Genomic DNA, 18,829 nt, shown 5'->3' on the forward strand with positions numbered 1-18,829 from the left:
GGCCCGGTCAGAGAGACACACGGGCACGCAGCTTGCATAGTAACCGCAAGCGGCTCGCGCCCCACAACGTGATCTTGGCTGGTCGGGGTGGCGGGGATTCGAACCCCTGACCCCCTCGATGCGAACGAGGTGCGCTACCGGACTGCGCCACAGGCCCTTGCAACGGGTGAAACATTAGCATCCCGAGCGGCCGAGTCGGAAATCCGCTCCCGCCCTGGTCAGCCGGGGGCCTCCGCGGGCCCCCGGCGGGCCGGTCATTCGTTGGCCGCGCGGGGGCGGTCGTCGTCCGCGTACTGGTCGAAGAGCGGGGTGCGGCCGTGGTCGCGGCGCGGGCGCTGCGGGGTGGTGCGCTGGCGGGGGGCCGGGGGCGGGGTCGGGTCGGCGGCCGTGGAGGAGCGGGCCGCGCTCCAGGTCTCCGGGTCCGTGATGTCGACGCCGCCCGAGGCGCGCGGGGCGACCGGCGCGGTGACGTACGTCGGCAGCGGGACCGGGACCGGGTCCCAGCTGTCGCCGCGGGCCGGGCCGCGCTCGCGCTGCTGGTCCACCCACTCCGCGTGATCCGTCTGCTCGACCAGCGCGCGGCGGTCCGCCTCCTGCGGGGAGACGGTCTGCTCGGGCGCGGGCGGGGCGGCCGGGGCGGGCGCCGGTTCGGGCGTCGGGGCGGGGCGGCGGCTCTCACGCAGCCGGGCGGCGGCGGCCTCGGCGCTGCGGCGGTCCATCACGTAGACGAAGCGCCGCCGCTCCTGGACGCGCAGATAGACGATGTACGCGCTCAGGAGCAGGGCCGGGATCGCCGGCGCCCACAGGAAGGCGAGGCCGCCGACGGCCGCGACGATCGCACCGAGGGTGAAGGCGAGGAAGAGCATCACCGTGGTGCGCCGGCGCCGGGCGAGGACCTTGCTTCTCCGGGCCCGCTCGGCCGAAGCGTTCGGCTTGGCACGCGGGGCGGGCTTGGGGCCCTTGGCCGAGGCCGCCTGAGCCGGGGCGTGGGGCTTGCCCGGGGCGGGGGCCGGGGCCTTGCCCTGGGCCGAGGGGCTCGCGTCGGGGAACTCCAGGCGGGCTTCCGTCCTGGCCGCGGGCGCGCAGAAGCCCCGGACGTCGACCGAGCTCAGATGCTCCGTCTCCGCGTCCGGGTCCACGTCGGGCGCCACGCCGTCCGCCGCCCGTTCCCGGTCCCTCAGCTCCTTGGCGTAACGGCGCTCCATGCCCGCCCGTCCGGACAGCAGCCGGATGGCGGTGCTGAAGCGTTCCGTCGGACGGGCCTCGTTCAGCTCGTCCTGCCTGCGGAGCCACATCGGCACCAAGTAGGCGGCCCAGGCCCCGACGATGACTGCGTAGATGAGGCCGCTGCTGCTCACGCCTCACACGGTAGAGGGGTTCGGGTGAGGGCATCGGCCAATTGGCCCGGTGTGTCGCACGATCTGGCTGATATCACTGAAATTTTTTGTGATTCTTCAGATCGATTGACGCCGTTCGGCGGTCAACTGCCGACTAAATTCGAACACTTATTGGATTCAATGGTGCTGCTGCCGACGGGTCGCCTGCGTCGTGTGCCAGCGGCGCAGCAGTCCCTCCGGCACCTCCTCCGCCGTCAGCGCGAAGACCAGATGGTCGCGCCACGCGCCGTCGATGTGCAGATAACGGGGCCTCAGCCCCTCCTCCCGGAATCCCAATTTCTCCACGACCCGCCGCGAGGGGCCGTTCTCCGGACGAATGCAGACCTCCATCCGGTGCAGCCCCACCGTGCGGAAGCAGTGGTCTACGGCGAGCGCGACCGCCGTCGGCATCACGCCGCGCCCGGCCACGGCGCTGTCGACCCAATAGCCCACATGGCCCGAGCACATGGAGCCCCAGGTGATCCCGGCGACCGTCAACTGCCCGACCAGTTGGCCCTGGTACTCGATGACGAACGGCATCATCCGGCCGGCGTGGGCCTCCGACCGCAGATGGCGCACCATCTGACGGTACGTCGGGCGCTGCGCCACCGGGCCTCCGGGCCCGGCCGGCGGGACCGTCGCCTCCCACGGGCGCAGCCAGTCGCGGTTGCGCCGGTTCACCTCGCGCCAGGCCCGCTGGTCGCGCATCTTTATCGGGCGGAGCAGCACATCGCCGTCCACCAGGACCACGGGCCAGGACGGGATCATGACTCCGGGCCCGTTTCCGCCGCCGGTCTCGGGTGGTCGCCGCCGCGGATCTGGTCCACCGCGTGGACGAGCAGCGGCTCCAGGACGGCGAGCCCGTCCCGTACGCCACCGGTCGAACCGGGCAGGTTGACGATCAGCGTGGCGCCCGCGACCCCGGCCAGGCCGCGGGAGAGCGCCGCCGTGGGCACCTTCTGCCGGCCGTACGCGCGGATCGCCTCCGGAATGCCCGGGATCTCGCGGTCGAGGACCCGCCGGGTGACCTCGGGGGTCTCGTCGGTGGGCGAGATGCCCGTACCACCGGTCGTGACGATCGCGTCGTACCCGGCCGCGACCCCGGCGCGCAGGGCCGCCTCGACAGGCGCGCCGTCGGGCACGACCTGCGGGCCCTCCACGTTGAAGCCCATCCGGCGCAGCCCGTCGGCGATGAGCGGGCCGCCCTTGTCCTCGTAGACACCGGCGGCGGCGCGGTTGGAAGCGGTGACGACCAGGGCCGTGTACGAGCCCTTCGCCGCCTGGGGCCCGGGCGCCTCGACAGGTGCCTCGTGGGCCTCGTGCTCGTGCTCGTGGGCCCCGGCCACCCGGCCCGCGCGCGTCACGACTCGCCCCGTTCGTCCCGCGTCCAGTGGCCGGACTTGCCGCCGGTCTTCTCCTCCACCCGTACGTCGGAGATGACCGCGCCCTTGTCGACCGCCTTCACCATGTCGACGACGGTCAGGGCGGCCACCGACACCGCGGTCAGGGCCTCCATCTCCACGCCCGTGCGGTCCGTGGTCTTCACCGTGGCCAGGATCTCCACGGCGTCGTCCACGACGGTCAGGTCCAGCTTCACGCCCGAGACCGCCAGCGGGTGGCAGAGCGGGATGAGGTCCGGGGTCTTCTTCGCGCCCATGATCCCGGCGATCCGGGCGGTGGCGAGCGCGTCACCCTTCGGGACGCCCTCGCCGCGCAGCAGCTCGATCACGCGAGGCGACACCAGGACGCGGCCGCTGGCGCGCGCGGTGCGCGCCGTGACGTCCTTGGCGGAGACGTCGACCATGCGGGCCGCCCCCGCCTCGTCGATGTGGGTGAGTCCTTGCTGCGTGCTCATGGCGGTGACACTCCCGGTCGCTCTGTGGGACGACACCGTACCCCCACCATGCGCCCCTCAGCCGAGGAGGACCACTTCCAGCTCCGTGCCGGGCGCCACCTCGGTCACCTCCTCCGGTACGACGAGCAGCGCGTCCGCGTGCGCGAGCGCCGCGATCAGATGGGAACCGGCCCCGCCCACGGGGGTGACGCTGCCGGACACGGCGTCGTACGTCCCGCGCAGGAACTGGCGCCGACCGGCCGGCGAGGACAGCACCCGGTCCGCCTTGACGGCCGCGCGCACCCGGGGCCGCCGGGTGTCCGGCCGGTCGGCGAGGCCCATCAGGGCGCGGATCGCGGGCCGCACGAACAGCTCGAAGGAGACGTACGAGGAGACCGGGTTGCCCGGCAGGGCCAGCAGCGGGGTGTGCTCCGGGCCGATCATGCCGAAACCCTGCGGCTTGCCCGGCTGCATGGCCAGCTTGCGGAAGTCGACCTCGCCGTCCGCGGTGAGCGCCTCCTTCACCACGTCGTACGCCCCCACGCTGACCCCGCCGGTGGTGACGATCAGGTCCGCGCGGATCAGCTGGTCCTCGATGGCGGCGCGCAGCGACTCGGCGTCGTCGGCGACCGCGCCGACCCGGTAGGCGATCGCCCCGGCGTCGCGCGCGGCGGCGGCGAGCGCGAAGCTGTTGGAGTCGTAGATCTGCCCCTCGGCCAACGGCTCGCCGGGCTGGGTCAGTTCGCTGCCGGTGGAGATCACGACCACGCGCGGGCGGGGACGCACCCGCACGGAGCCCCGGCCGATCGCGGCGAGCAGGCCGAGCTGCGGCGGCCCGAGGACCGTGCCCGCCGCGAGCGCCAGCTCCCCGGCCCGCACGTCGCTGCCGCGGGCCCGGACATGGGCCCGGGCCTCGGCGGGCCGGTGCACCCGGACCTCGCCCTCGGCGCCCTCGGGGGCGGCGCTCGCCGGGCGCATGGTGCCGGCCGCGCCCCCGCCCGTACCGCCGTCGGTCCACTCGACGGGGACGACGGCCTCGGCGCCGGGCGGCAGCGGGGCGCCGGTCATGATCCGGGCGGCCTGGCCGGGCCCGACCTCGGGCAGCCCGCCGGCGCCCGCGGCGACGTCGCCGATCACGGTGAGGACGGCGGGGAACTCCTCGCTCGCCCCGGCCACGTCGGCGACCCGCACCGCGTACCCGTCCATGGAGCTGTTGTCGAAGGGCGGCAGCGCGACCGGCACCGTGACGTCCTCGACGAGGACGCAGCCCTGGGCGTCGGGCAGCTGCAGCTCGATGGGCTCGAGCGGGGAGACCGCCGCCAGGATGTCGTCGAGGTGCTCGTCGACCGACCACAGGCCCCGGGCCGGGCCGGCGCAGGGGTCGGCGGGCCCCTCGCCGGAGTGGCCGTGGGCCGACGGTGCCGTTCCGCTGCTGCTCAAGGTCCTACATCTCCTCGCTGACGTAACTGCGGAGCCAGGTCCGGAAATCCGGCCCCAGGTCTTCACGTTCGCACGCCAGTCTGACAATGGCACGCAGATAGTCGCCGCGGTCGCCGGTGTCGTAGCGGCGGCCCTTGAAGACGACGCCGTGCACCGGGCCGCCGAGCCGCTCGTCCTGGACGAGTCGCTGCAGGGCGTCGGTCAGCTGGATCTCGCCGCCGCGGCCCGGCGCGGTCTCCCGCAGTATCGCGAAGACGGCCGGGTCGAGGACGTAACGGCCGATGACGGCCAGGTTGCTGGGCGCCTCGGCCGGCTCCGGCTTCTCCACCAGGTCCGTCACCTTCACCACGTCCGACTCGCCGGCCGGCACGACCGCCGCGCAGCCGTAGAGGTGGATCTGCGACGGCTCGACCTCCATCAGGGCGATGACGCTGCCGCCGCACCGCTCGCGCACCTCGATCATGCGCGCGAGGAGCGGGTCGCGCGGGTCGATCAGGTCGTCGCCGAGCAGCACCGCGAACGGCTCGTCGCCGACGTGCGGGGCGGCGCACAGCACGGCGTGGCCGAGGCCGCGCGGGGCGCCCTGGCGCACGTAGTGCATGGTGGCCAGGTCGCTGGACTCCCGGACCCGGGCGAGGCGTTCGCCGTCGCCCTTGCGGAGCAGCGCCTCCTCCAGCTCGTAGTTGCGGTCGAAGTGGTCCTCGAGGGGGCGCTTGTTGCGGCCGGTGATCATCAGGACGTCGGAGAGTCCGGCCGCGACGGCCTCCTCGACGACGTACTGGATGGCCGGCTTGTCGACGACCGGCAGCATCTCCTTCGGAGTCGCCTTGGTGGCCGGCAGGAACCGGGTGCCGAGGCCCGCAGCCGGGATGACAGCCTTGGTGAGGGGCGGCGTCTGCGTCATGCCGAGCACCCTAGCCGTTCGGTATGAGAGGAATGTTGAGAGTCGTGGGAGTGGACCCGATCCAGGCGGAACCGACCGAGAAGGCGCTCTTGCGCCGTGCCCTGCTCGGCGCCCGCGCCGCGCTGGGCCCCGAGGACGTCGCGGAGGCCGCCGAGGCGCTGGCCCGCCACGCCCTGGAACTGCCCGAGCTGGCCGACGCCGGCACGGTCGCCGCGTACGTCTCCGTGGGGCGCGAACCCGGCACGCGCGCGCTGCTCGACGCGCTGCGCGCGCGGGGCGTACGGGTGCTGCTGCCCGTGCTGCTGCCCGACAACGACCTCGACTGGGCCGTCTACGAGGGGGTCGAGCGCCTCGCGAAGGCGGGTCGCGGGCTGCTCGAACCGGTCGGCGAGCGGCTCGGGCCGGACGCCGTCAGCGGCGCGGACGCGGTGCTGCTGCCGGGCCTCGCGGTCGACGCGCGCGGCATGCGGCTCGGGCGGGGCGGCGGCTCGTACGACCGGGTCCTGGCCCGGCTGGTACGGGCGGCGGCGGATCCGGCGCTCGTCGTGCTCCTCTACGCGAACGAGGTGGTCGCGCGGGTCCCGGAGGAACCGCACGACCACCCCGTGCACGCGGTGGTGACCCCGGAGGAGGTCCGGCGCTTCGCGCCGTAGCTCCTCCGGTTTCCGGCTGGTGTCGCCCTGCTGCCTTACGGCTCCAGCTTGAGGGTGTCCTTGGTGGCGGCCTCGACCGCCGCCTGCCCGTACACCCAGTCAAGCAGCTCGCCCTTCACCCACTTGTCCGTCTGGTCGGTGTAGTGGCTGTTGAAGGCGTGGCCGGAGGCGCCGCTGAGGTTGATCCAGCGGGACTTGTCCCAGTCGCCGACGTTGACGACCATCCGCATCGACGGCACCCAGGTGACGTCGTAGCCGCCGGCCGCGTTCCAGCCGGTCGCGTTGACCGCGGCCTCGCCGCCGCCGACGTTCCACGGGCCGCGGTTGAGCAGCTGCTGGACAACGCCGGGGCCGGCCGTGCCGAGGGTCTGGTTGTTGAGGTTCAGCTGGTGCAGGCGGCCCCAGCTCCAGGTGGAGACGTCCTTGCCGAGCTTGGCGGTCAGCTCCCAGCGGGCGTCCTTCATGGCCTGCGCGAGCAGCTGGTCACGGGTCTCGGTGGGAGCGTTGAGCCGGTCGCCCGGCGTCTTCCACCAGTGGCTCTTCTCCTGCTTCAGCAGCGGGCGCACCACCTCGTACCAGCGGTCGCCGCCGTCCGGCTGCGCGCTGTCGGGGTCGCGCTGGCCGCACTCGGTCACCAGCTTGTTCTGCTCGTCGACCGGGCCGGTGGTGTCGGAGACGCGGACGTTGATGCACTCGCCCTTGACGCGCAGCTCCTTGGGCAGCTTGTTGCCGAAGGCGAGCTTGAGGACGTTGCGCCAGACCGCGTTGAAGTACGCGGCCGCCGCCGAGTCCGGCTCCTGCTTGTAGTCCCAGCCCTCGAGGAGCTTCTGGGCCTCGCGGACCTGCGGGTCGGCGATGTCGACCTTCAGCAGCAGCGGGTTGAGCAGGGTCGCGATCTCGCTGCGGTTGTCCATCTGCAGGGTCTGCATGTCGTCCGGCGAGATCTTGCCGCCGTCCTTGGTCTTCGACTCGATGAGGTCGTTGATCCGCTGGCTGCGCGAGCCGTAGCCCCAGTCCCGGGTGAGCAGGTGGGGGTACTTCTTCTGGTCGATGACGGCCTGGTTGGCGGTGACGATGTAGCCGCGCGAGGGGTTGTACTCGTACGGCAGCTCGGCGAAGGGGATGTAGCCCTTCCAGTCGTACTTCGAGTCCCAGCCGGGCGCGGGCATGGTGCCGTCGTAGCCCTTGGCGTCGGAGCGGACCGGGATCTTGCCGGGCGCCTGGTAGCCGATGTTGCCCTGGGTGTCGGCGTAGATCAGGTTCTGCGCGGGGACCTCGAAGTCCTTGGCGGCGGCCCGGAAGCTCTTGAAGTCCTTGGCGCGGTTGAGCTCGAAGACGGCGTCCATCGACTTGCCGGGCTGGAGCGCGGTCCAGCGCAGCGAGACGCCGTAGCCGGTGCCGCGGTCGGGGGCGGCGTTGCCGACGGGGGCGGAGCGGCCGACCTTCTCCAGCTCGGTGGAGCGGTCGGAGACCAGCGGGCCGTGCTCGGTGGAGCGGATGGTGATGGTGCGGTCGCCGCCGCCGGCGACCTTGATGGTCTCGTCGCGGACCGTGAACGGCTTGGTCTTGCCGTCGACGACGTAGCCGTCGGTGCCGATCTTCTCCAGGTAGAGGTCGGTGACGTCGGCGCCGAGGTTGGTGAAGCCCCAGGCGATGTCGTTGTTGTGGCCGATGATCACGCCGGGCATGCCGGAGAAGGTGTAGCCGGCGACGTCGTAGCCGCAGGTGGCGGAGACGGTGCGGCAGTGCAGGCCCATCTGGTACCAGAGGGACGGCAGCATCGGCGCGAGGTGCGGGTCGTTGGCGAGCAGCGGCTTGCCGGAGGTCGTGTACTGGCCGGAGACGACCCAGGAGTTCGATCCGATGCCGCTGCCGTTCGGGCCGAGCAGCGCCGGGATCTCGTCGAGGCTGTCGGAGAGCGCGGAGAGCTGGGACTGGATGCCCTGCGTGGCCGTGCCGTCGCCGGTGCCGGTGCCGGTGGTGTCCCGCGGCTCGGCCTTGGGGTCGAACTTGCCGGTGATCTTGTCGACGGCGCCCTTGCCGACGATCGGCTGGTGCAGCGCGTACGGGTAGTCCGGGTAGAGCTCCGCGATCTCGCTCGGCTTCAGCCGGCTGGCCATCAGGGAGCGGTCGATCTCCTCCTGCATGTTGCCGCGCAGGTCCCAGGCCATGGCCTTGAGCCAGGCGACCGAGTCGACGGGCGTCCACGGCTCGATCGAGTAGTCGTTGGCGAGGGTGAGGGCCGCGTACTCGACGGAGATGTCGGAGGGGTCCCGGTCCTTGAGATAGGCGTTGACGCCCTCGGCGTACGCCTGGAGATTCTTCTTGGTCTCCGGCGACAGGACCTTGTCGTACTCCTCCTGCGCGACCCGGCGCCAGCCGAGGGTGCGCAGGAACGCGTCGGTGTCGACCTGGCTCTTGCCGAACATCTCGGAGAGGCGGCCGGCCGTCAGGTGACGGCGGACGTCCATCTCGTAGAAGCGGTCCTGCGCCTGGACGTAGCCCTGGGCGCGAAACAGGTCGGCCTCGCTGTCGGCGTAGATCTGCGGGACGCCGTAGGCGTCGCGCTTGACCTCGACGGGGCCGGAGAGCTTGTCGAGCTTGAGCGTCCCCGTGGTCTGCGGGAACGAGCCCCGGACGGTGTCGACGCCCCAGTATCCGCCGTACCCGATGCCGCCGACCAGGGCGAGGACCAGGACGAGGACGATCAGGCGGGCGCGCCGCCCCTTCTTCTTGGCGGGGGGCGCGGTCGTGTTGGAGGGCATCGCTGTCCTTCGAGGGGCAGGGTGGTCCTGGAGTACGGGAGCAACCTTAGGCGCAGCGTCCGAACGGCCCGGACGCGGAGTCAGGAAGAAGACCGTACTTATCCGTACTGATGTACGTCCGACTATCAAGACGGCGTCAAGAAAGCGTTAAAGATTAGGTAAGGTAACGAAGTACCTGCGCCGGAGGAACGACCCGGCGACGCGGTCCGGCTGCGCGTGCGGCGCGCGAGGGGAAGGAACGGCCACTGACTGTCCACCAGCTCAACGAACTCCTGCTCATCAGCTCGCTCGTGCTGCTCATCGCTGTCGCGGCGGTGCGGATCTCGTCCCGCAGCGGGCTTCCCAGCCTGCTGCTGTACCTCGGGATCGGGGTCGCCATGGGACAGGACGGCATCGGCAACGTCGCCTTCGACAACGCGGAACTGACCCAGGTGATCGGCTATGCCGCCCTGGTGGTGATCCTGGCCGAGGGTGGTCTGGGCACCAAGTGGAAGGAGATCAAACCCGCGCTGCCGTCAGCCGTCGTGCTGTCGACCGTCGGCGTCGCGGTGAGCGTGGGCATCACGGCCGCGGGCGCGCACTACCTCGTCGGCCTGGAGTGGCAGCAGGCCCTCATCATCGGCGCCGTCGTCTCCTCCACCGACGCCGCCGCCGTCTTCTCCGTACTGCGCAAGGTCCCCCTGCCCTCCCGCGTCACCGGCGTCCTGGAAGCCGAGTCCGGCTTCAACGACGCCCCCGTCGTCATCCTCGTCGTCGCCTTCTCGACCGTCGGGGAGATCGACGCCGCCTGGTACGTCATCGTCGGCCAGATCGTCCTCGAGCTCGCGATAGGCGCCGCCGTCGGCCTCGCCGTCGGCTTCCTCGGCGCTCTCGCGCTGCGCCACATCGCCCTGCCGGCCTCCGGCCTCTACCCGATCGCCGTCATGGCCATCGCCGTCGTCGCCTACGCCGCCGGCGCCATCGGCCACGGCTCCGGCTTCCTCGCCGTCTACCTGGCCGCGATGGTGCTCGGCAACGCCAAGCTGCCGCACGCCCCCGCCAACCGGGGCTTCGCCGAGGGCCTCGGCTGGATCGCCCAGATCGGCATGTTCGTCCTGCTCGGCCTGCTCGTCACCCCGCACGAGCTGGTCAACGACTTCTGGCCGGCGATAGTCATCGGCCTCGTCCTCACCATGGTCGCGCGCCCCACGTCGGTCCTCGTCAGCCTCCTTCCCTTCCGCATCCCCTGGCAGGAGCAGGCCCTGATGTCCTGGGCCGGCCTGCGCGGCGCGGTGCCGATCATCCTGGCCACCATCCCGATGGTGTCCGGGATCGCCGGCAGCGAGCGGATCTTCAACATCGTCTTCGTGCTCGTCGTCGTCTACACCCTGGTCCAGGGCCCGACCCTGCCCTGGCTCGCCAAGGCCCTCCGCCTCGGCGACCGGGCCGAGGCCGCCGACCTGGGCGTCGAGTCCGCCCCGCTGGAGCGGCTGCGCGGCCACCTGCTCTCCGTGGCGATCCCGGACGACTCCAAGATGCACGGCGTCGAGGTCGCCGAGCTCCGGCTGCCCGCCGGCGCCGCCGTCACCCTGGTCGTCCGGGACGAGAAGAGCTTCGTCCCCGGCCCCGCCACCGTGCTGCGGCGCGGTGACGAACTCCTCGTCGTCGCCACCGACCCGGTCCGCGACGCCGCCGAACGCCGGCTGCGGGCGGTCGACCAGGGCGGCAAGCTCGCCGGCTGGCTCGGCACCGGCGGCGCCACCGCCGTCGCCGCTCCGGAGCACCGCCGCGGGCCCCATCGAGGACCTTTCCGGCGAACATCCGGTTAATCCCAGGCATTAATTCAGGTCGCGGGGCGTTTTCCCAGGCGGGAAGACGCCCTTCCCTGTACCATGAAGGCACACTTGATCGAACCAACTCTGCCTGACGCAGAGCTGGCGCGACCGTATGGCGGCCGAGGCATCCCCCGCAGTGGGTCCCGGTATCTACCGCAGTTCCGCGCAAGAGGACAGCTCTCGGCGAGCCCGCACCACCGTGCCCGGGACCGCTACCAGGCGGCAGAAAGGCAAGGACCGTGGCGTCCACGGTCGTCACCGAGAAGCGTCCTGGTTACGGACAGCTACTGCGCACCCCTGGCGCTCTCTCCTTCCTGCTTCCGGGCTTCGCCGCCCGACAGCCGTTCGCGATGCTGACCATCGGCATCGTCCTGCTCGTCCAGCACACCTCCGGCTCGTACGGCACCGCCGGCGCCGTCGCCGCCGCGACCGGCGTCTCCATGGCGCTCTTCGCCCCGCAGAGCGGCAAGCTCGCCGACCGCTTCGGCCAGCGGGCCGTCCTCATCCCCGGTGTGCTCGTGCACACCGTCTCCGTCTCCCTTCTCGTCGCGCTGGCCCTGGCCGGCGCCCCGCTGTGGGCCCTGTTCCTCGCGGCCATCCCCTCCGGCGCCTCGGTGCCGCAGGTCGGCCCGATGGTCCGCGCCCGGTGGGCGGCGAAGCTGGACGGCACGCCCCTGATGCCGACCGCCGCCGCCTTCGAGTCGGTGACGGACGAGTTCACCTTCGTCGTCGGCCCGGTCCTGGCCACCGCCCTGTGCACCGGCATCCACCCGGCCGCCGGTCTGATCGCCGAGGCCGCCCTCACCCTGATCGGCGGCCTGTTCTTCGCCGCCCAGCGCCGCACCCAGCCCGCCCACGGCCTGACCGCCGCGGCCGGCCACTCCGACGAGCCGCGCCGCTCGGCCCTGTCCGTGCCCGGCGTCCGCGTCCTCGTCATCGCCTTCCTCGGCATCGGCTCGGTCTTCGGCGGCATGCAGGTCTCCCTGACCGCCTTCTCCGAGGAGATCGGCAACCCGGGCGTCAACGGGCTGCTCTACGGCGTCTTCGCCGCCGGCAACATGCTCGCCGGCATCGCGATGGGCGCCATCGCCTGGAAGATCGGCCCGCGCCGCCGCCTGATCCTCGGCTACACCGGTCTCACCATCGCCGCCTCCCTTCTCTGGTCCGCGCACTCCGTCCTGCTGCTCGGCGCCCTGGGTCTGGTCGTGGGCCTGTGCATCGCCCCGGCCCTGATCACCGGCTACACCATCGTCGAGACCCTGGTCCCGGCCACCGCCCGTACGGAGGCGTTCACCTGGCTGACCGGCGCCGTGGCGCTGGGCCAGGCCGCCGCCGTCACGGTCGCCGGCCGGCTCGCCGACGCCCACGGCTCGAGCACCGGCTTCCTGGTGCCGCTGGCGGGCACGCTGCTCGCCCTCGTCACCCTGCTCACGCTCCGCTCGCGACTCCACCCCCGGGCGACGAGCCGGGTCGCCGCACGTGGTATCGGTCACCGAGTTCCGGTGTCGGTGGACTGAACCGACGGAATACGTCACTATGGATCGTCGTTAGCACTCGATGAGTGTGAGTGCCAGGAGGAAGACAAGTGCCGACCTACCAGTACCAGTGCACCGAGTGCGGCGAGGGCCTCGAGGCGGTGCAGAAGTTCACGGATGACGCTCTGACCGAGTGCCCGAACTGCAAGGGACGCCTGAAGAAGGTGTTCTCCGCGGTTGGCATCGTGTTCAAGGGTTCCGGCTTCTACCGGAACGACAGCCGCGGCTCGTCGTCCAGCAGCTCGCCCGCGGCGTCGAAGTCCGCCACGACCTCGTCGTCCACCTCCTCGTCGGCCACGTCGACGTCTTCGTCGTCCTCCTCGGACTCGAAGCCGGCGGCCTCGTCGAACACCCCGGCGGCCTGACCTCCTTTCCACAGGACCCGTAGGCCCGTAGATCCAACCGATGCCCTGCCGCTTCGCGCGGCGGGGCATTCGGCGTTCGTACGCGGGCCGGACCCGCTCGGACCGTCCTGATCCCGCGGGCCGGGGGATCGGCCGCCCGCGGGAACCGGACTGACTCCAGCGTCCCGGGCCCGCCCCGCCGCGGCAATCGCTCGTCGGAGTGAGGAAGTTGTCCACAACTGCCCGGTTGTCCACAGGCCGGAGCGGGATCTGCGCAGCTGCGGGACGGTGACCGTGGTTCGCCGGACGGTCCGGCGGCGACTCGTGTCACGACAGGCGGTTGCGCGATGACCACAGACTCCTGCTTCCCCCACACCCGCACCTCGGTGCCCGCGCCGTGCGGGGTGCCGCAGTTCGATCCGCTGCGTGTGCGCGGCGCGCGGCTACGGCTGATCCGGGCCTTGCGCCGCAAGCGGCGGGCCCCCGCCGCGGTCCTCGCGATGACGGCCGCCGCACTCGCGGCGACCGGGGCTGCCGGTGCCGAGGATCTGGCCCCGCAGCCTCCACCACCTCCCGCGCACACGTCGCACCGGCCGGCCGCCATGCCGCTGGTGTCCGCCCCGGTGCGGATCGCCGACGCGGCGACCGTCCGGCTGCTCAGGCCGGGCGACCGGGTGGACGTGATCGCCGCGCCCAACACGCCGATGGGCACCGGCGGCGAGGCGCACGTGGTGGCCTCGGGTGCCCGAGTGGCGGAGGTGCCGCAGGCGGGTGAGACCGGTGCGGACGGAGGGGCGTTGATCGTCCTGTCCGTGCCACGGCCGACGGCGACGGCGCTCGCCGGAGCGGGCATCACGTCCCAATTGGCGGTGACGCTGTGCTGATTCGCACTGGCGGACTGTCAAGTAACCGTCCCGTGTGTACCGATTGGACGCCTCTGCTCCGGTCGCGGCGTAATGGCTCCGCACACAGCAGCACACGCGACGAAAGGCACCTTGGTGGCCGAGAAGAAGGAAAGCTTGCTGGGAGGCTTCAAAGCCTTTCTGATGCGCGGCAACGTGATCGATCTGGCGGTGGCCGTCGTCATCGGTGCCGCGTTCACCAACATCGTGAACTCGGTGGTCAAGGGCATCATCAACCCGATCGTGGGCGCCTTCGGCACGAAGGACCTGGAGGGCTACGCGTCCTGCCTCAAGTCCCCGTGCAAGGTGGTCAACGGCGAGATGCAGGGCATCCAGATCCAGTGGGGCCTGGTCCTCAGCGCCGTGCTCAGCTTCGTGATCACGGCGGCGGTCGTCTACTTCCTGATGGTCCTGCCCATGGCGAAGATCCTCGCCAAGCGCGCCGCGCAGGAGAAGGCGAAGGAAGGCGTCAAGGAGACGCTGGAGGTCAGCGAGCTGGAGGTGCTCAAGGAGATCCGCGACCACCTGGTCGCCCAGCGCGGTCCGTCCCTGAACAACACCGGTGTGGCCTCCCCGGCCACTGGCGGCGCCGGGGCGCACTCCACCTCCTGACCGACGGCTCGCGTCGGGATCAGAGGTGGTGCGGCGGCTTCTCGTCGAGGAAGCGCGCGAGGTCGGCGGCGCTGCCGCCGCCGGCTGGAGGCCGCTCGCCCCACCCGCGGTCCGTGTCGTCCGCGGACTGCTGGTCCAGAGGATCGTCGAAGATCAGTGCCGGCCTGGGTTGCGATTCGGGAACGGAGCCGGTCTGCTTCGCTGTTCGCGGTCCGTGGGCGGGGGCGGTGCTCATGTACTCAGGGTACGCCGGGCCCACCGCCCCGCACCCGGCTGATCTCGGGATCGCGATCAGCGGACCCTCGGCGTCCCGGGACCCTCGGGCGGTCAGCGGTCCCTCTGCGTCCAGGTGCCCTCCGGCTGCGCAGGGGTCCGCAGCGGCCGGCTCCGCTGGGCGGGCGCGGGCTCGGCCGGTGCGGGCGCGGGCTCGGCGGGGGCCTGCTGTGGCTCGATCACGCGGCCACCCATAAGTTGATCTATGCACTTACGCCCCTTTTTGACGTAGGGGGGTGAGTCTCCGCAAGGAGACGGAGCGCCGTGGCCTCCCGCCAGGCCGCCCCGACGTCTGCTGTTCTGGGGGTATGACGCAACCCTTCCTTCCCCTCACCGCCCGCGCACGTGACGAGGCGCACCGGGTCGCCACGCCGCTCGAGCTGTTCTTCGACCTCTGTTTCGTCGTGGCCGTCGCGCAGGCCGGGGCCGAGCTCGTGCATGCCGTCGCAGAGGGGCATGCCGGGTCCGGAATCGTGAACTACGCGATGGTGTTCTGGGCGATCTGGTGGGCCTGGATGAACTTCACGTGGTTCGCCTCCGCGTACGACAACGACGACGTGCTCTACCGCGTGGTCACGCTCGTACAGATCGCGGGCGTGCTGATCCTGGCCGCCGGGGTCTCACGGGCTTTCGAGGACCACGACTTCCTGGTCGTGTACATCGGCTACGTCGTCATGCGGATCGCGCTCTCCTCCCAGTGGCTGCGCGCCGCGTACCACGCCACCGACTCCGCCGAGCGGACGATGTGCCGTCGGTACGCGACCGGGGTCCTCGCCTGCCAGATCGGCTGGACGGCGCTGCTCCTCGCACCCGAGGACGCGCGGCCCTGGGTGTTCCTGGTGATGGCGGTCGCGGAGATGGCCGTGCCGATGTACGCGGAGAAGGACGTGAACACGTCGTGGCACCCGCACCACATCGCCGAGCGGTACGGCCTGTTCACGATCATCGTGCTCGGCGAGACGATCGCGGCGGCGACCGTCGCCGTGAAGTCGGGTGTGACGGAGAACGACGCCCTGACCGAGGTGCTGCCGATCGCCGCCGGCGGGCTGCTGATCGTCTTCGCCGCCTGGTGGATCTACTTCGTGGTGCCCGCCCACGACCGGCTCGGCTCCAACCGGGAGGGTTTCCTGTGGGGCTACGGCCACTACCTGATCTTCACCTCCGCCGCCGCGATCGGCGCCGGCATCGAGATCGCGGTCGAGCAGGCCGTCGGCAAGGCGCACATCTCCACCCTGGCCGCGTCCTCCGCCGTGACCATCCCGACGGCGGTCTTCCTGCTCTGCGTGTGGTTCCTGCACGCCCGCTACTTCAAGGTCGGCATCGCCCAGCAGCTCGTGCTTCCGGTCTCGTCCCTCGCCATCCTGATGTGCTCGTTCGCCGGGCACTGGGCGGTGCTGGCCGCCGGTCTCGTCGCCGCCGCGACCGTGGCCGTGGGAGTGACCCTCACGGCCACCAACCCGGCCACCAACCCCGCCGCCCGCTCCGCCTCCTGACCGTCTGATCTGCCGTCGGGCCGACCCGGCAGACCGACTGTCGGCCCGCCCGCCGGCCCGCCCGCCGGGCCGACCGCCGGACCGATCGCGGACCGATCGCCGGACCGATCGTCAGACCTTTGAGCCACAATGCGTCGCATGATCTTCCGGCTTCTCGGTCCGCTCACCGTCGCCGGCGCCCCCGCCGCCGGTGGCCCCCGCGCCCGGGCCCTGCTCGCACTGCTCCTGCTCGACGCGGGCCGGACGGTCACCGCCGAACGCCTTCTCGACGGGCTGTACGGCGACGAGCCCCCGGCCGGCGCCGCCAACGCCCTCCAGTCGCAGGTCTCGCGCCTGCGCCGGGCGCTCCCGGACGGCGTCGGAGTGGAGCACTCCCCCGCCGGGTACCGCCTGACCGGGGCCGAGGCCGACGACGTGGACGCCCTCCGGTTCGAGCGGCTGGCCCGGGAGGGTGCCCGGGCCGGCGCGGCCGGGGACCCCGTACGGGCGGAGGGGCTGCTGCGCGAGGCGCTCGCGCTGTGGCAGGGGGACGCCCTCGCGGACGTACGGGAGGCTCCGTACGCCGAAGGGCAGGCGGCCCGGCTCGACGCGCTGCGGCTCGACGCCCTGGAGGAGTGGGCCGCCGCGCTGCTCGCCGCTGACGGCGACCCCGCCCCGCTCGTGCGGGAGCTGGCGCAGGCCGCGGCCGCGCATCCGCTGCGCGAGCGGCTGCGCGCGCTGCAGATACGGGCGCTCGCGGGCGCGGGACGGCAGGCGGAGGCGCTCGCCGTGTACGAGGAGGTGCGCGGGGCGCTCGCCGAGGAGCTGGGCGCGGATCCGGCGGAGGAGCTGACGGCGGCGCATCTGGCCGTGCTGCGGGGCGAGGAGTCGGGGGCGGCCCGTACGGTACGAGCGGCCCTGCCGCCCTCCCGGCCGCCCGCCCCGCTCACCGACTTCGTCGGCCGGGAGCGCGAACGGGAGCAGTTGCGCGCCCTCTTGAGCGCCGCTCGCCTGTCGACGCTGGTCGGCCCGGGCGGCGCCGGCAAGACCCGGCTCGCCCTCGAAGCCGTCAACGGCCAGGGAGACGGCGAGGCCGTGTTCGTGGATCTGGCGGCGGTGGGACCCGGCGAGGTGGTGGGAGCGTTCGCGCGCGCCGTAGGGGTACGGGACGCGAGCCCGTACGGGCTCGTGCGCGCGCTCGCGGAGCGGCCGCCGCTGCTCGTCGTGGACAACTGCGAGCACGTGGTGGCGGAGGCGGCCGGGCTGATACGGGAGTTGCTGGCCGGCTGCCCCGGGCTGCGGGTCCTCGCCACCAGCCGGGAGGCGCTCGGCATCACGGGCGAGTCGCTGTTGCCGCTCGCCGCGCTCGCGCCGGGCGCGGCGGAGGAGCTCTTCGTGCGGCGCGGGGCGGCGGCCCGGCCCGCTTTCGCCGGGCACGCGCGCGTGCCGGAGATCTGCGCGGCCCTGGACGGGCTCCCGCTGGCCCTGGAGCTGGCGGCGGCCCGTCTGCGCAGCCTCACCGTCGACCAGATCGCCGACCGGATCGGCGAACACCTCGGCCGGCACGTCGACGAACGGACCGGCGGGCGAGTCGGCCGGCACGTCGACGAAGGGCTGGCGGACCGCTTCCGGTTGCTCTCGCGAGGTGACCGGACCGCGCCCGAGCGGCATCGGACGCTGGCCGCAGTCGTCGAGTGGAGCTGGGAGCTCCTGGACGCGGAGGAACGGGAACTGGCGGCGCGGTTCTCGGTGTTCCGGGGCGGCGCGACGGCCGAGGCCGTGGCCCGCGTGTGCGGGGTGGAGCGGGCGGACGCGGAGGACGTGCTGGCCTCGCTCGCAGAGAAGTCCCTGGTGGAGGCGGGCGACTTCGACACCGGCGAGGTCCGCTACCGGATGCTGGAGACCGTACGGGCGTACGCGGCCGGCCGGCTCCGCGCCGACGACCCCGCGCCCGCCGCTCACACCGCCCACTACCTGGCTCTCGCCCGCGCCGCCGACCCCCACATGCGCGGTCCCGCCCAGCTCGACTGGCTCGCCCGCCTCGACGCCGAGGACCCGAACCTCCGCTTCGCGCTGCGCCGCGCGACGGCGCACGCCCCGGCGGACGCCCTCCGCCTGGTGGCCGCGCTCACCCCGTACTGGTGGCTGCGCGGCCTGCGCGGCCAGGTCGCGGGCCTCGCGGCGGAACTCCTCGACGCGGCGGAGCGCGCCGGCCTCGACTCCGGGACGGCCGGCCTCGACGAGGAGTACGTGCTGTGCGTCCTCGCCGCGGGTGCCGGAGCGGAGAGCCCCCTCGCCGAGCGCCTCGTCCGCGCCCGCACCCTGCTCACCTCCCGTACGGAGCCCCTCCGGCAGCCCTTCACCGCCTTCCTGTGGGCCACGGCGACAGGGCCGGAGAGCGGACCCGAGGCCCTCCTCCCGATGCCGGACGACGCCTGGACGCGGGCGCTCGGGCTGGCGGGCCAGGGATATCTGGCGCTCGAACAGGGCGACCGGCAGGCGGCGCGGGCCGCGCTGACCGAGGCCCTGGGGGGCTTCCGTGCCCTCGGTGAGCGCTGGGGCACGGCCACCGCGCTAGAAGGCCTCGGCGCGCTGTCCCCGGATCCGCTGCCGCTGTTCGCCGAGGCCCTGGCGCTCTTCGAGTCGCTGGGGGTCGCCGAGGACATCGTGGACCTGCTGGGCCGGCGGGCCGCCGTCCACGAGGCGGCGGGCGATACCGGGGCTGCGGCGGCCGACCGGGCCCGGGCGGCCGAGGTGGCACGGCGGGCGGGCCTGCCGGAACTCCGCTGACACCCTCCGTACGGCCTCTGACAGCGGCCGTCAGCGGGCGTCAGCGTCCGGTGCGCGTCCCGTCAGCGGCCCCGGCGACTCTCTCCCTGCCGCGGCGAACGCCCGGCACAACGCC

17 protein-coding genes are annotated in these 18,829 nt (G+C 72.6%); 8 read left to right on the plus strand and 9 right to left on the minus strand.

What is annotated here, in order from left to right; translation table 11 throughout:
* Nucleotides 1–254 precede the first annotated feature (254 nt).
* From sepX to galU, 6 genes are all read right to left on the minus strand, one after another.
* Nucleotides 255–1,358 (minus strand): divisome protein SepX/GlpR, encoded by a 1,104-nt coding sequence (sepX, locus tag ACWEV0_RS11430; protein WP_453148562.1) that lies wholly within the window; start codon nt 1,356–1,358, stop codon nt 255–257.
* Between the two features lie 156 nt (nt 1,359–1,514).
* The gene (locus tag ACWEV0_RS11435; protein WP_453148564.1) at nt 1,515–2,144 is read right to left on the minus strand and encodes a GNAT family N-acetyltransferase; all 630 of its coding nucleotides are present in this window, start codon (nt 2,142–2,144) and stop codon (nt 1,515–1,517) included.
* On the minus strand, nt 2,141–2,632 hold the full coding sequence (locus ACWEV0_RS11440) for a MogA/MoaB family molybdenum cofactor biosynthesis protein (protein WP_453148698.1): 492 nt from the start codon (nt 2,630–2,632) through the stop codon (nt 2,141–2,143). The genes ACWEV0_RS11435 and ACWEV0_RS11440 overlap by 4 nt, the downstream gene beginning before the upstream one ends.
* 104 nt (nt 2,633–2,736) lie before the next feature.
* On the minus strand, nt 2,737–3,231 hold the full coding sequence (gene moaC, locus ACWEV0_RS11445) for a cyclic pyranopterin monophosphate synthase MoaC (protein ID WP_453148566.1): 495 nt from the start codon (nt 3,229–3,231) through the stop codon (nt 2,737–2,739).
* A 57-nt stretch (nt 3,232–3,288) separates the two neighbouring features.
* Nucleotides 3,289–4,650 (minus strand): molybdotransferase-like divisome protein Glp, encoded by a 1,362-nt coding sequence (gene glp / locus ACWEV0_RS11450; RefSeq protein ID WP_453148567.1) that lies wholly within the window; start codon nt 4,648–4,650, stop codon nt 3,289–3,291.
* Between the two features lie 4 nt (nt 4,651–4,654).
* Nucleotides 4,655–5,554 carry a UTP--glucose-1-phosphate uridylyltransferase GalU gene (galU, locus tag ACWEV0_RS11455; protein WP_453148569.1) on the minus strand — a complete coding sequence of 300 codons (900 nt, stop codon included), beginning with the start codon at nt 5,552–5,554 and terminating at the stop codon, nt 4,655–4,657.
* Between the two features lie 44 nt (nt 5,555–5,598).
* On the opposite strand from galU, the gene ACWEV0_RS11460 reads away from it, so the two are divergent.
* Entirely contained in the window at nt 5,599–6,207 is a 609-nt protein-coding gene (locus tag ACWEV0_RS11460; RefSeq protein WP_453148571.1) for a 5-formyltetrahydrofolate cyclo-ligase, read from the plus strand.
* Between the two features lie 35 nt (nt 6,208–6,242).
* On the opposite strand, the gene ACWEV0_RS11465 is transcribed toward ACWEV0_RS11460, so the two are convergent.
* Nucleotides 6,243–8,972: a penicillin acylase family protein gene (locus ACWEV0_RS11465; RefSeq protein WP_453148573.1), complete on the minus strand. Its 2,730-nt coding sequence runs from the start codon at nt 8,970–8,972 to the stop codon at nt 6,243–6,245.
* A gap of 290 nt (nt 8,973–9,262) precedes the next feature.
* Here ACWEV0_RS11465 and ACWEV0_RS11470 point away from each other — a divergent pair, with 290 nt between their 5' ends.
* The 5 genes from ACWEV0_RS11470 to mscL all read left to right on the plus strand — a co-directional run bounded on the left by ACWEV0_RS11470 (nt 9,263) and on the right by mscL (nt 14,179).
* Nucleotides 9,263–10,780 carry a potassium/proton antiporter gene (locus ACWEV0_RS11470; protein ID WP_453148575.1) on the plus strand — a complete coding sequence of 506 codons (1,518 nt, stop codon included), beginning with the start codon at nt 9,263–9,265 and terminating at the stop codon, nt 10,778–10,780.
* Nucleotides 10,781–11,025: 245 nt separating this feature from the next.
* Nucleotides 11,026–12,303 carry an MFS transporter gene (locus ACWEV0_RS11475; protein WP_453148577.1) on the plus strand — a complete coding sequence of 426 codons (1,278 nt, stop codon included), beginning with the start codon at nt 11,026–11,028 and terminating at the stop codon, nt 12,301–12,303.
* Nucleotides 12,304–12,371: 68 nt separating this feature from the next.
* Complete coding sequence (locus tag ACWEV0_RS11480) at nt 12,372–12,686, plus strand: FmdB family zinc ribbon protein (protein ID WP_453148579.1); 315 nt, start codon at nt 12,372–12,374, stop codon at nt 12,684–12,686.
* A gap of 326 nt (nt 12,687–13,012) precedes the next feature.
* Nucleotides 13,013–13,549 carry a hypothetical protein gene (locus ACWEV0_RS11485; protein ID WP_453148580.1) on the plus strand — a complete coding sequence of 179 codons (537 nt, stop codon included), beginning with the start codon at nt 13,013–13,015 and terminating at the stop codon, nt 13,547–13,549.
* Nucleotides 13,550–13,663: 114 nt separating this feature from the next.
* Entirely contained in the window at nt 13,664–14,179 is a 516-nt protein-coding gene (gene mscL / locus ACWEV0_RS11490) for a large conductance mechanosensitive channel protein MscL (RefSeq protein ID WP_453148582.1), read from the plus strand.
* Nucleotides 14,180–14,198: 19 nt separating this feature from the next.
* On the opposite strand, the gene ACWEV0_RS11495 is transcribed toward mscL, so the two are convergent.
* Both ACWEV0_RS11495 and ACWEV0_RS11500 read right to left on the minus strand, forming a co-directional pair.
* On the minus strand, nt 14,199–14,414 hold the full coding sequence (locus ACWEV0_RS11495; RefSeq protein ID WP_453148584.1) for a hypothetical protein: 216 nt from the start codon (nt 14,412–14,414) through the stop codon (nt 14,199–14,201).
* Nucleotides 14,415–14,506: 92 nt separating this feature from the next.
* A complete protein-coding gene (locus ACWEV0_RS11500) occupies nt 14,507–14,635 on the minus strand; it encodes a hypothetical protein (protein WP_453148586.1) in 129 nt (42 codons plus the stop codon).
* Nucleotides 14,636–14,760: 125 nt separating this feature from the next.
* Between ACWEV0_RS11500 and ACWEV0_RS11505 the strand changes: the two genes are divergently transcribed.
* Together ACWEV0_RS11505 and ACWEV0_RS11510 are read left to right on the plus strand one after the other, a co-directional pair.
* A complete protein-coding gene (locus ACWEV0_RS11505; protein WP_453148588.1) occupies nt 14,761–15,945 on the plus strand; it encodes a low temperature requirement protein A in 1,185 nt (394 codons plus the stop codon).
* A 138-nt stretch (nt 15,946–16,083) separates the two neighbouring features.
* A complete protein-coding gene (locus ACWEV0_RS11510) occupies nt 16,084–18,714 on the plus strand; it encodes a BTAD domain-containing putative transcriptional regulator (RefSeq protein WP_453148590.1) in 2,631 nt (876 codons plus the stop codon).
* Nucleotides 18,715–18,829 lie beyond the last annotated feature (115 nt).

It is taken from the genome of Streptomyces sp. NPDC003943 (assembly GCF_053605265.1).